The organism is Falsirhodobacter algicola, assembly GCF_018279165.1.
In the GTDB taxonomy this organism is placed as follows: Bacteria; Pseudomonadota; Alphaproteobacteria; order Rhodobacterales; family Rhodobacteraceae; genus Falsirhodobacter; species Falsirhodobacter algicola.
Window position 1 is genome coordinate 1,575,585 of record NZ_CP047289.1, and the last position, 12,042, is coordinate 1,587,626.

At 66.6% G+C, this 12,042-nt stretch carries 11 protein-coding genes; 1 reads left to right on the forward strand and 10 read right to left on the reverse strand.

The features are described 5' to 3' along the window. Positions 1-138 precede the first annotated feature (138 nt). The 9 genes from GR316_RS07925 to GR316_RS07965 form a co-directional block, all read right to left on the reverse strand. Entirely contained in the window at positions 139-1,002 is an 864-nt protein-coding gene (locus GR316_RS07925; RefSeq protein ID WP_211783416.1) for a hypothetical protein, read from the reverse strand. 259 nt (positions 1,003-1,261) lie between these two features. Continuing rightward, positions 1,262-2,239: an MrcB family domain-containing protein gene (locus GR316_RS07930; protein WP_211783417.1), complete on the reverse strand. Its 978-nt coding sequence runs from the start codon at positions 2,237-2,239 to the stop codon at positions 1,262-1,264. Positions 2,240-2,317: 78 nt separating this feature from the next. Then, positions 2,318-3,043, reverse strand: a complete 726-nt coding sequence (locus GR316_RS07935; RefSeq protein ID WP_211783418.1) for a DUF1499 domain-containing protein — start codon at positions 3,041-3,043, stop codon at positions 2,318-2,320. Positions 3,044-3,170: 127 nt separating this feature from the next. Then, on the reverse strand, positions 3,171-4,412 hold the full coding sequence (locus GR316_RS07940; RefSeq protein WP_211783419.1) for a M20 family metallopeptidase: 1,242 nt from the start codon (positions 4,410-4,412) through the stop codon (positions 3,171-3,173). A gap of 41 nt (positions 4,413-4,453) precedes the next feature. After that, positions 4,454-6,100, reverse strand: coding sequence for a dipeptide ABC transporter ATP-binding protein (locus tag GR316_RS07945; protein ID WP_211783420.1), 1,647 nt, complete (start codon positions 6,098-6,100; stop codon positions 4,454-4,456). Between the two features lie 8 nt (positions 6,101-6,108). Continuing rightward, positions 6,109-6,933: an ABC transporter permease gene (locus tag GR316_RS07950; RefSeq protein WP_211783421.1), complete on the reverse strand. Its 825-nt coding sequence runs from the start codon at positions 6,931-6,933 to the stop codon at positions 6,109-6,111. Next, a complete protein-coding gene (locus GR316_RS07955; protein ID WP_211783422.1) occupies positions 6,926-7,873 on the reverse strand; it encodes an ABC transporter permease in 948 nt (315 codons plus the stop codon). Before GR316_RS07955 ends, GR316_RS07950 begins: the two co-directional genes overlap by 8 nt. Before the next feature lie 97 nt (positions 7,874-7,970). Continuing rightward, the gene (locus tag GR316_RS07960; RefSeq protein ID WP_211783423.1) at positions 7,971-9,527 is read right to left on the reverse strand and encodes an ABC transporter substrate-binding protein; all 1,557 of its coding nucleotides are present in this window, start codon (positions 9,525-9,527) and stop codon (positions 7,971-7,973) included. Between the two features lie 21 nt (positions 9,528-9,548). Further along, positions 9,549-10,868, reverse strand: a complete 1,320-nt coding sequence (locus GR316_RS07965; protein ID WP_211783424.1) for a M20 family metallopeptidase — start codon at positions 10,866-10,868, stop codon at positions 9,549-9,551. Positions 10,869-11,003: 135 nt separating this feature from the next. On the opposite strand from GR316_RS07965, the gene GR316_RS07970 reads away from it, so the two are divergent. Continuing rightward, positions 11,004-11,714 (forward strand): GntR family transcriptional regulator, encoded by a 711-nt coding sequence (locus GR316_RS07970; RefSeq protein ID WP_211783425.1) that lies wholly within the window; start codon positions 11,004-11,006, stop codon positions 11,712-11,714. A gap of 7 nt (positions 11,715-11,721) precedes the next feature. On the opposite strand, the gene GR316_RS07975 is transcribed toward GR316_RS07970, so the two are convergent. Continuing rightward, a complete protein-coding gene (locus tag GR316_RS07975; protein ID WP_211783426.1) occupies positions 11,722-12,042 on the reverse strand; it encodes a hypothetical protein in 321 nt (106 codons plus the stop codon).

The following is a 12,042-nucleotide window of genomic DNA, read 5'->3' on the forward strand; positions in this document are numbered from 1 at the left end:
ATGGCGGCTGCAAAAGCCCTTCTCCGCCAGCCATGGGGGTGGCGCGTCGGCAGGCTTTTGCGGGGTGTCCCGGGAGCGCGGGCTGCACCGGCGCGGCGTTCGTTGGCCAGCCGGGGGCCGAGATCATGCCGGGTCTGGTCATCGCAGGAACCCCGCTGCCTTGGCTTCTTCCCGCGTGATCAGCCCCCGCTGCACCGCCTGGAATACCCTGGCCTCCGGCAGGTGCCGGTACATCCAGTCCTTCCGCTCGCGGATCGCTTTGGCTGCGTCGCTGAGCTGCCTCTCGGCGATCTCTTGCGGCCTGTGCGCCTCGGCCCGGGCCGCCTCGACGAAGGGCCGCCATTTCCCCAGCCTGAACCAGTTGTCCGAGAAGCTGACCTTCGATCGGGTGTGCCCCGCCGAGTGCAGGGCGTAGGCCTTCACCGCCGTCAGCAGCTCGGCCGCCGTCGCCTCGGACAGCGCATCCCTGGCCAGCCTGAGCGAGGTCGGCCGGTCCCGTCGCCGGTCCTCGGGGTAGGCATCCCAGATCTTGCCCAAATCCTCCTCCCCCGGCTCCTGCGCGCGCGTAGGAGGTTTAGGGGTTGTTTTAGGATTGTTTGGGGTCCCCTGAGGACCCCGTACCCCGTCCTCAGGGGACCCGGTACCGGGGTCAGGACGCACCCCGTCCTCTGAGGACCCCGTCTGTGCGGGGGGCCTTGCCGGGGCACCAATCAACTCCAACTGCGCCACGACATCCATGTCGATCCGGTAGACGACGGTGAAGCCGTTCTTGCAGGGCCGTTGCTGTCCGGTCTGGACCAGGATGCCTTCGCGGAGGAACTCCGAGATGGTCCGCTTGACGCTGGTCTCACTCAGCTCCGTGTGGCGCTGGACGAACCCCTTGGAGCACCAGATGCCGGAGCCGTCATCGCTGGCCTTGTTGGCCAGGAACATGATGATCTGCTTGCGGACGGCACTGCCGAAACGGCGCTCATGGCAATGGGCCTCTACGACGTAGCTCATGACCGGTCCTCCGTGAAGCTTGCGCCAGTGGCGGAGGGGGCGTAGGCTGTTGGTGTCGAAAGACTTTCTTTGTTGTCGGGTGGAGTGCCAGCTCCCCCGGCAATTTTGTTTGGGGCTCCGGGGGCGTCCGGACGATTCGTCAGGCCCTGAATTTCGTCAACGAAATCAAAGGGGCTGTTCTAGGGGTTCGCCAGTGTAACCCCTTGATTTTCAACAATGCGCAGACTCCTGCCGGGGTCACCATCGGGATTGGAAGGCGTCACGGAACGAAGTAGTTCATTTCCCGAGCGATCTTGAACCGCAGCGTCCTCTTCAAATTCTCCAGATCGGATGGCCTGTCCGTCTTGTGGATCATGCGGTGGCAGGTCGGGCAGAGGACCATGAAGTCGTCCGGCACCTTATACCGGCGCATCTCTCCTTCCGCCAATCCATGCAGGGGCACCGCATGATGAACATCTAACGGCACCTCATGCAGGGGCCCTTTGAAGCCATAATCAAGCTTTGGATCAAGACCGCAACATTCGCAAATCGGGGGCTTTACCTTGAGTACATCTTTTCTCACTTTGCCCGACCGCTCGATGCGCTGAGACAGAATGTATCGCCGCGTTTCCTCGATCGTCTTTCCATTCGCTTCTTCCTGCATCACCTCACTCGGCGTTGTGCCGCCGCGATTGATAAGCATTTGATAGGCACGAAGCATCAGGTGCAAATCGTCTGAAAGCTCCTGATCGGTAAATGCGCCCGCCTGATACACCTTTCCGAAAGCATGCCCTGCCTCATACCCGGCGGGGAGGCTTGCGGTCGATCCAAGGTCGATAGCGGCTTCGGAGAAGCGGCTTGCAAACTCAGGAACGCGATCTGCCATATCACGCGCCCGGCGTCTCAGAACATCTCGCCCGCGCGTTTGACCGTAGTCATTATATATCGCAGTCGTGCCTTGATTCATCGAAAGACTGATCGTCTGCTTATCTGGGTTAATGAGATAAACGACGTAGAACCCTTTCGTCGCCGTCTCGGTGATCAAAGGATCAAAGAACGCGATCCAGGGCACGGCCGCCCACCCCCCTTGCCCCACGCTGGCCCTTACCGTCCCGTCGAAGGGCCAGAGCAACAGACGCTTTCGCACCTCGCTGGTAATGTCGCGTCTTACGAAGTTGGCGAACTCCGAATTGGTGAAATTTTTACCACGTTCATAAGTATACTCCGTGGCAAGGCGCGAGAGATATTCGGCGAGCATGATCACCCCCTGCTGATCGGCGCGCGGGCCGGACCGAAGCACCGCCATGCGAGAACGCGAAGCGGTGCCGTTTGCGCATCAGCCGCCGAAGCGTTCCTGGAAATCGCGGATGCGGGCGGCGTTGACGCCGAGATCGCTGCGGCCGATGCGGGATACGCTGCGCATGTCGACGCGGCTGCCCCCCGCGGTGCCCGACACGACGACCACGATATCGTCGGCGAAATGGAACACCGCGGTATGGGCCGTCGCCTCGAAGCGGTGGCGGGCGGGGTCCGATCCGACGATGTCCCAGCCCATCTCTCCGGCGACGGCCAGCGCGCGCTCATAGGCGGCGTCGACGGGCATGTCGGTTTCCAGCGGGGCGATGTCGGGATAGGCGGTGGCCTGCGCCGCGGCCAGTTCCGGCCCGCCATAGGTCAGGGTGTTGCTCGCGCCCTTGCGGCTGTCGTCCAAAAGCTCGAAGGCGGGCGGGTTGGCGGTATCGGTGGTGATGTCGTGGATCGGCGCCGCGCGCTGCGGCGGATTGATCTTGGCGATGATCGTCGGGGTCAGGATGGCCAGGCCCACGATCATGGCGACGCCGCCCGCCACCATGCCGCCCGTCTCGTGGCGGGAGATGTGGACGATCAGCGCCAGAAGCCCGATCGCCGCGACGATCGCGCCCAGCGGCGTCATGTAGGTCCGGTAGAAGCCGAAGCCGGTGATGGGCTGCCACAGCCCGAAGCGCGCGCCGAAGAGCATCAGCGCCACGGCGATCACGCCGAGCACGGCGACGATCATTGCAAGAGTTCCGGTATATCTCATCAGGTCGGGGCCTTTCACCTGCCTCAAGACGAACCGTTCGGCCCGCCGCGTTCCACGCAAGGATAGAGATGATCCGTTTTCGCCGCCGCGCCAAGCCCCCCCCGGGGGGCAAGGCGCGGGGCGCCGCTCAGGCCCCCTCGCCCTCTGCGCCGCAGATTTCGAGGATCGTCAGCATGTAGACCTTGATCATGTCGATATAGTCCACGATGTCCACACGCTCGTCCGGCATGGTGTTGTAGCGCCCGCCGCAGCCGCAGACGATGCCCTCCATCCCGCCCAGTTCGTAAAGATGGCCCGCATCGCTGCCGTAGAAGCGCGTGGGGGTGATGGCGCCGGTCGGCTGCTCCTCTGCGCGCACGGCGCGATAGGCGGTGTTGATCGCGGTGACGATGGCGCTGTCGCGCTTCACCTCGAAAGGCGGCATCAGCGACAGGCCCTTCTCCTCCATCGTGTCCATGGAGATGAGCTTGGTCTTCAGCCCCGGAAAACGGGCGCGCAGGGCGGTCAGTTCGGCCTCCATATCGGCCAGAACCCCGTCGCGCGTCTGACCGGGGGCATAGCGGGCCGACCCTTTCAGCATGCAGAAATCGGCCACCTGCGGCGGGCGCCATTCCTCGAAATCGCGGCCGAGCGCGGCGCGGAAGGTGCCGACATGGCAGCGGTTCACGCCCTCATGCTCGGGCCCCGCCGCGCCGGAGAAGGTCATCGCGTTCAGATGGCTCACCAGATCGCAGCCGGCGACCAGCGCGTCCACTGCCTCTTCGCGCTTGGACAGATGGCGCGTGTTGCCCGTCAGCTCGATCTGGAACTTCAGCGCCGCCGAATGCATCGTCACCGCCACGAGATCCGAGGGTTCGCAATTGACGAAATAATCGGCCTTCAGCCCATCCTTCAGCAGCGCCTCGGTGCCGACGCCGCCCTGCAACTCGCCTACGACATAAGTCAGGATGACATCGCCCTTCAGCCGCACCCCGGCATCGATCAGCGTCTTCACCGCGCAGAAATACGCCGCATCCGACGCTTTCATGTTCGACACGCCGATGCCGTAGATGAACCGGTCATCCACCAGCCCGCCCCAAGGATCGACGGTCCAGCCTTCGGTCACCGGATTGGTGTCCAGATGGCCGTTGAAGATCAGGCTCCGGCCTCCGCCGCTGCCGCGCAGCGTGCCGACACCGTTGCAGCGCCCCTTTTCGCCAAAGCCGCGCACCTCGGCCTCAAGGCCGATCGCCGCCATCTCCTCCACCATGCGGCGAACGAGGATCGTCTCGCCCTCCGTCTCGGAATAGGTCTTGTGGCGCACCATCATCGACACGAAGTCGAGGCAGGCTTTCTCATCCACGCTATCGAGCAGCGCCTTGCGGTCCATCTGGGTCGTCCTCTGGGTCGTTGTTCGGGGGATCGTGACTCTCACGCCGATTGGAGCGAAGCCGGGGGCGTCACCGCCGCCAGCAATTCACGGGTGTAGGGGGCGCGGTCCGGGTCGGCGATACGCTCCACCGGCGCGACCTCGACCAGATCGCCGCGATACATCACCGCGATGCGGTGGGCGATCTGGCGGATCAGGTTGATGTCATGGGTGATGAAGACGCAGGCCGTCCCCGTCGCTTCGTGCAGGTCCATCAGCAATTCGATCACCGACGCCTGCACCGAGACGTCGAGCGCCGATGTCACCTCGTCGCAGATCACGAGGCGCGGGCGCGACAGGAAGGCGCGGGCGATGGCGATGCGCTGCTTTTCGCCCCCCGAAAGCTGGTGGGGGAAGCGGTCGATATACGATGTCGGCAGACGGACGCGCTCCAACATCGCCTCGATCTGGGCGCGGGCGGGGGTGCGGCCCTCGCCGTAAAGGCGCACGGGGCGGCCGAGGATCTCGGATATGCGCTGGCGCGGGTTCAGCGAGGCGTCGGGATGCTGGAAGATGATCTGCACATCGCGGCGATAGGTGCGCCCCATGTCGGACGGCCCGCGGATCGGGCGCCCGTCGAAGGTGAACTGGCCGGTGAAGGGGTTGAGGCCCGTCATCGCCTTGGCCAGCGTCGATTTGCCCGACCCGCTTTCGCCCACGATGCCGAGGATTTCTCCGGGGCGGATGTCCAGGCGGACATCGCGCGATCCGATGACGGGGGTGTAGGGCCGGCGCAGCAGCGTCGACAGAAGCGGACGGCGCCCATAGGTGACGCCGACGCCCTGCACCTGCACCAGCGGCGCGGCGGCGGGATCGGGATCGCGGCGCACCAGCCGGCGTTCGGGCACCGGAACGGCGCGGATCAGGCCCTGCGTGTAGGGATGCTGCGGCGCACGGAACAGGGCCGCGGTCGGCCCCTCCTCCACGATGCGGCCCTTTTCCAGCACCGCCACACGGTCGGCCGTGCGCGCCACCAGCGCCAGATCGTGCGAGATATAGAGCGAGGCGACCCCGGTTTCGGCCTGCAGATCGCGGAAGAGATCGAGGATCTGACGCGCGGTGATCACATCCAGCGCGGTCGTCGGTTCATCGAACAGGATCAGTTCGGGATTGCAGGCGAAGGCGGTGGCGATTACCACGCGCTGCTTCTCGCCGCCCGACACTTCGTGCGGCAGGCGGTGCATCATCTGCGCCGGGGTCTTCAGGCCGACGCGGGCCAGACGGTCGGCCCCTTCGGCCCAAGCCTGCGCACGGTTCAGCCCCCGGTGGCGCATCAGCACCTCGGCCAGTTGCTCGCCCAAGGTCAGCGTCGGGTTCAGCGAGGTCGCCGGGTCCTGAAACACCATCGCGATCCGGCGGCCCCGGATGTCGGACATGGCGCGGGCGGATTGGGCGCGCAGATCGGTGCGGCCCAGATGCAGCCCGCCCCCCGCCTCCTGCGCGTTGCCGGGCAGATGGCGCATGATCGCCGACGCCATGGAGCTTTTGCCCGAGCCGCTTTCCCCGACGAGGCCGAGGATCTCCCCCCGCCCGATCGCCAGCGACACGCCCTTCAGCACATCGAGCGTTCCGCCCGGCACGCGGTAGGACAGCGAATAATCCGTCACGCGCAGCACGGGCGCCGGATCTGCGGCGGTGGGTCCGGTCATGGCGGGCCTCATGTCTTGGGGTTCAGGGCGTCGCGCAGACCGTCGCCCAGCAGGTTGAAGCCGATCGCGGTCAGCGCGATCGCGGCGCTCGGGCAGATGAGGATCCAGGCAGAGCGGTGCAGATACTGCCGCGCCTCCGACACCATCAGCCCCCATTCCGCCGCCGGCGGCTGCGCGCCGAGGCCGAGGAAGGACAGCGTGGCGAACAGCATCACGGCGAAGGCGACGCGGATCGTCATCTCCACCACGATCGGGGCCACGACGTTGGGCAGCATCTCGCGCAGGACGATGTAGCCGCTGCTTTCGCCGCGCGCGATCGCGGCGCTGACGTAATCCTGCTTGCGCACCGTCAGCGCGACGGCCCGCGTGATCCGCGCCATGCCGGGCATGAAGGCCAGCGCCACGGCCAAGAGCGCGTTCACCTCGCTCGATCCCAGAAGCGACACGACCAGCAGCGCCAGCAGCAGCGAGGGGATCGCCATGACGGCATCCACCGTACGCATGATGAACTCGTCCCAGCGCCCACCAAGGAAGGCCGACAGCGTGCCCAGCACCGCCCCCAGCAGCGTTCCCAGAAGGGTCGCCAGAACCGCCATCACCACCGTGGCGCGGGCGCCCGACAGGATACGGCTCAGCGTGTCGCGCCCGAATTGATCGGTGCCAAGCCAGAATTCGGCGCTCGGCGGCTTGTAGCGGGCAAGGGGCGACATCGCCTCGGGGTCGTGCGGGGCCAGCGAGGCGCCGAAGATCACCGCCAGCAGGATCAGCGCGACGATGATCCCCCCGGCAAGGCCCTGCGGGGTCCGCCCGAGGCGGCGCAGCAAGTCAGTCATACTGGATCCTCTTGTCGAGCCAGGCATAGAGAAGATCGGCCGCGAAATTCGCGATCGAATAGGTGGCCGCCATGATCAGCACCCCCGCCTGGATGACCGGCAGATCGCGCGACTGGACCGCCGACATCAGCGAACGGCCGATTCCGGGGATGGAGAAGATCTCCTCCACCACGATCACGCCGCCCAAGAGATAGCCGACATCCAGCGCCACGATGGTGATCGTCGGCAGCAGCGCATTGCGCAGCCCGTGGCGGATCAACACCCGGCGCGGGCGCAGCCCCTTCAGCCGCGCGGCGCGGATGTAGTCGGTCTGCAGCACATCCACGAGTTCCGAGCGCACCATCCGCGAGACATGGGCGATCAGGATGAACGACACGACCACCACCGGCAGCACCAGATGGCGCAGCCATTCGGCCGGATCCTCGGAAAAGGGCACATAGCCGACGGGGGGCAGAAGCTGCCACCAATCCGCCACCAGCAGCACCGCGATCGTGGCGGTCACGAATTCGGGCAGCGAAACCCCGATATAGGAGACGAGGCTGACCGCGAGATCGGCGATCCGCCCCCGCCGCACCGCCGCCACGATCCCCATCGGGATCGCCAGCATCAGCATGAAGAGAAGCGTCAGGACCGTCAGCTGCAACGACGTGCCGAGTGCGGACAAAAGCGTCGGACCCACCGGTTGCCCGGTGCGCAGCGAGGTGCCGAAATCGCCCCGCAGCACGCCGCCGATCCAGTGCAGATACTGCATCCAGATCGGATCGTTCAGCCCCATCTGTGCCCGCAGCGCCGACAGCGCCTCGGGGGTCGCGTTCTCGCCGAGCATCATCACGGCGGCATCGGCCGGCAGCACCTGCGTGATGCCGAACACGAGAAGGGAGACGATGATCAGCGTGTAGCAGATCAGTCCCAGACGTTTGAGAAGGTAGCTCGCCGACACGGTGGCGGGATCCTTGTGTCTGTGCCGACCGCCCGGATGGGGCCGCCGGGGAACGGAGGGCGGCCCGGCCCGCGCGATGCGGGCCGGGACGGTCGGATCAACCGGCGCGGGTCGGGGCCTCGGCGGTCAGCCAAGCGTGATCGAGCCGGTAGAGAGAGGCGCGCGGATGGATGTCGTAATCCCGAAGCCATGTGCGCTTGGCCCCCAGCACATCGAAGAAGGCCGGGATCAGGGCGGGCACATCGGCGTTCATCAGCGCCTGCGCCTGCGTATAAAGGTCCGTGCGCGTCGCGGGATCGGTCACCGCGCGGGCCTTGTCCACGAGCGCGTCGAAATCGGGGTTGTTCCAGCGCGTCTCGTTCCACGCCGCATCCGAGGTGAAGAGCAGCTTGAAGATGCCGTCCGGCGTCGGCTGCATGTTGTAGAACCCGATATAGAAGGCACCCTTCTTCCACACCTGCTCCAGATAGGTGGCATGGGGCATGGTGGTGACGTTGATCGTGATCCCAGCCTCCTTGGCCATCTCGCGCAGCGCCACCGCCAGCTTGCCGCGGATCGCCGGGCGGTCCGAGGCGATCAGTTCCGCCTCCAGCCCATTGGGGAACCCCGCCTCGGTCAGAAGGGCCTTCGCCTTGGCGATGTCCTTCTCGCGCTGCTCCACCGGTTTGAAATAGGGGTAGGAGGCGTTCAGCGGCGTGTCGTTGCCCTTGGTCCCAAAGCCTTCGGTCATGAAATCGACCATCGTGCCCCGGTCCACCGTCAGCGCCAGCGCCTGACGCACGCGCGGATCGTCGAAGGGGGCGATGTCGGTGCCGAAGTTCACATTGCAGAACTGCCCCGAGGCGGCGCGCAGAAGGTCGATGCCGTCCTGCCCGTCGAGCCGCATGTAGTCGTTGGCATCCACCGTCGCGATCATGTCGATATCGCCCGCCAGCAGCGCCGAAACCTGCGCCCCGAGATCGGGGAAGACGCGCAGTTCCACGCGGTCCAGATGCGGGCGCGCGGGGTCGTAGTAATCGGGGTTCTTCTCCACGACGACGAGGCGGTCGGGTTCGTAGGAGACGAGGCGGAACGGGCCGGTGCCGTTGGCCATGCCGCGCAGGCTGGCGTAATCGCCGGTGGCGACCGATGCCGGGATGATCCGCGCATTGTTGTAGGCCAGCGCGACCGGAAGGTCGGCATAGGCGGTGCTGAGCGTGAATTTCACCGTATGCGGATCAATCGCCTCCACCGTCTCGATCGGGCCGACATTGTTGCGCCCAGGGGAGGCCATGTCGGGATCGAGGATCGCCGTGAACGAGGCGACAACATCCTCGGCCGTGCAGGGCGCGCCATCATGGAAGGTGACCCCGCTGCGCAGCGTGAAGGTCCATTCCGTCAGCGCGTCGTTCGAGGTCCAGTCCGATGCGAGGTCCGGTTCGGCCTGCATGTCGCGCGTCAGCCGCGTCAGGCTGGAATAGAGCAGCTCCGCCGCGAGGTATTCGGGGTTCACGCGGCTCAGTTGCGGATGCAGGACGCTGACCGCCTGATCCAGCGCGACGCGCAGCGTGCCGCCCGCTTCGGGCGTGGCGGCGCGGGCAAGGCTGGGCAGGGTGCCGGCCAGTGCGGCAAGGGCGACGGTGGAGGAAAGGAAGGCACGACGATTCAGGGGCAAGGTCTGTCTCCGGGATGAAGGTCAGCGGTTCGGGATGGGATCGGGGTTCAGCGCGGGTTCGAAATCGGCCGCGAGGTAGCACAGGATGCTGCGGGCCAGCGCCACGAGGTCATCGCGCGTCGTATGCTCTTCGGCGCCATGGGCGTTGGAGGTGGGGCGGATCAGACCGCCAAGCTGCACTTCGCGCAGGATGCCCGCGCGCTGAAGATAGCCCGAGTCGGAGCCGCTGGCCGCGCCCCATTTGGCGAAATCCTCGATGCGATAGCCGAAGCCCTCGGCGCGGGCGCGGTTCCAGCGCGGGCTGTGCGGCCCTTCGGGATCGGCCGTGGGGATCAGATGGCCCACCAGATCCACCGCGACCTCGGCGCCCGCCGGGGCGGCGGCGGTCAAAGCGGCCTCGATCTCGGCGCGGGCGGCGGCGAAATCCTCTTCGGGGGCATAGCGGCGCGAGACTTGGAAGGCGAAGCGGTCGGGCACCTGCCCGCCGCAGGTGCCGCCCGCGGCGGTGGTGATGGCGATCTGCGCCGCCAAAGGCGCCTGCCCCGCCCGCACCGGCAGCGCCGAGATGCGCGCGGCGATGGCGGGGCGCAGGTCCTGCACCGCCTGCATCATCGGCAGCGCCGCCTCGATCGCGTTGACGCCGGGGCGCCCCGACCGGCCCGCATCGGCGGCATGGGCCGCAAACCCGGTGACCGTGACCAGCAGGTTGAAACTGCCGAAGCAGCCACCCCAGATCCGCGCCTCGGCCGAGCCGTTGAAGTTCAGCAGATGCCCCGCGACATGCCCCGTCTCCCCCAGATAGCGGATGCCGGGATAGAGGCCCCCCTCCTCGTCGGTGCAGAGCAGAAGCTGCGGCGCATAGGCCAGACGCACCCCAGAGCGGCGCGCGGCGCGCAGGGCGGCCAGCGCCGCCGCGATCGCCCCCTTCATATCGGCGGTGCCGAGGCCGTAAAGACGCCCCCCCTCTTCGGTCAGGCGAAAGGGATCGCGCTGCCAGCCGGGGGCGGCGCAGACGGTATCGACATGGAAATAGAGGCTGCACCGCGGCAGACCCGGATCGGCGTCCACGCACTCCGCGACGACATTCACACGCTCGCCCGCAGCGGGGCCGCGGGGGACGCGCCACAGATCCTCGGGCACCGTCACGCGCTGCGCCGCAAGGCCCGCCTCGTGCAGCATCGGCTCCACGAGGGACGCGAACGCCCCGTAGCCGCGCCCCGGCGGAAAGGTGGTGTCGACCGCCACCATCCGCCCCAGCTCGGCCACCATGGTGTCGGCATCGTCCGCGATGGCGGCAAGGGCCGCTGCGATGGCCGGATCTGTCACGGTGGAGGTGGGCACTCGACTGCTCTTCTCTAAACTATATAGAAAAGAACCCACCACACCGCCTTGCGTCAACCCTTCGGTGCGGCGACAAGAGGGGATGCGGGCGCAGCGGATAAAGGCACACGAAACTTGCACAATTTATCTTCAGGAATGCCTATATATCAGTCACTCGCGAAATCAATCGCCGAGAAAATCAGTTCCGGGGAATGGCCCACCGGCACCGTCCTGCCATCCGAAACCGCGCTGGCGGCCGAATGGCGCGTGTCGGTCGGCACGATGCGCCGCGCACTGAGCGAGCTGACCTCCGAAGGGCTTCTGGCCCGCCGCCGCAAGACGGGGACCGTGGTGACCGGACGCCCGCCGCGGCAGAACCTGCGATTCTATTTCCAGTATTTCCGCCTGCACGGGCGCGACGGCACGCTTCAGAACTCCCTGACGAAGGTGCTGCACGCGGTGGGCCGCCCCGCCACGCCCGCCGAAGCGACCAAACTCGCGATCGAGGTTGGGGGCGCGGTGATCGAGATCCACCGCCTGCGCATCGTGAAGGGCCGCCGCGTCATGCATGAAACGCTGGTCATCGCCGCCGGGCTGGTGCCGGGGATCGACCTTGCGCCCGAGGCCATTCCCGAACGCCTCTATTCCGCGCTGTGGGAGGTCTGGGGCCAGAAGATCGCCGCCATCCGCGAAGAGATCAGCGCCGAAGTCGCCACCCCCGAGGATTGCCGCCTGCTGGACCTTGCGCCCCCCGCCGCCGTGCTGGTGATCAGCGAGATCGCCTATGACGAACAGGCGCGCCCGCTGCTGCTGAACTGCCACCGCGCCAATACGGCGCAGGATGTCTATATCAACGAGATCCAGTGAACCGCGCTCAGGCTTCGCCCTTGGCGCGGGCGGCGGCGATGCGGTTCAGCGCCGCGAGGATCGTCGCCGGATCGCCGCCCTCATAGGCCTCTTGCAGGGCGGTCACATCGTCCGTGAACGCGGCGAAGGCCTGCGCCAGTTCCTGACTGGAGACGGGCATCCGTTCGTGCAGATCGACGAAGGTTTCGGCCGTGGTCGCAAGGACGTAGAAGCCCGCCGCCTGTTCGGGATGCAGGGCCGCCATCTTCATCGCGGTCCGGGCGACGGCCGCATAGGCGTGAATGCCCCGGCCCTTGTCCTGCAGGATGTCGAGAATGGTCGTGAACAT

Excerpts from the sequence above, each read along its gene's own strand:
- GR316_RS07925 (WP_211783416.1), bottom strand. The coding sequence starts at position 1,002 with ATGAGCTACGTCGTAGAGGCCCATTGCCATGAGCGCCGTTTCGGCAGT.
- GR316_RS07930 (WP_211783417.1), bottom strand. The coding sequence starts at position 2,239 with ATGCTCGCCGAATATCTCTCGCGCCTTGCCACGGAGTATACTTATGAA.
- GR316_RS07935 (WP_211783418.1), bottom strand. The coding sequence starts at position 3,043 with ATGAGATATACCGGAACTCTTGCAATGATCGTCGCCGTGCTCGGCGTG.
- GR316_RS07940 (WP_211783419.1), bottom strand. The coding sequence starts at position 4,412 with ATGGACCGCAAGGCGCTGCTCGATAGCGTGGATGAGAAAGCCTGCCTC.
- GR316_RS07945 (WP_211783420.1), bottom strand. The coding sequence starts at position 6,100 with ATGACCGGACCCACCGCCGCAGATCCGGCGCCCGTGCTGCGCGTGACG.
- GR316_RS07950 (WP_211783421.1), bottom strand. The coding sequence starts at position 6,933 with ATGACTGACTTGCTGCGCCGCCTCGGGCGGACCCCGCAGGGCCTTGCC.
- GR316_RS07970 (WP_211783425.1), top strand. The coding sequence starts at position 11,004 with ATGCCTATATATCAGTCACTCGCGAAATCAATCGCCGAGAAAATCAGT.
- GR316_RS07975 (WP_211783426.1), bottom strand. The coding sequence starts at position 12,042 with ATGTTCACGACCATTCTCGACATCCTGCAGGACAAGGGCCGGGGCATT.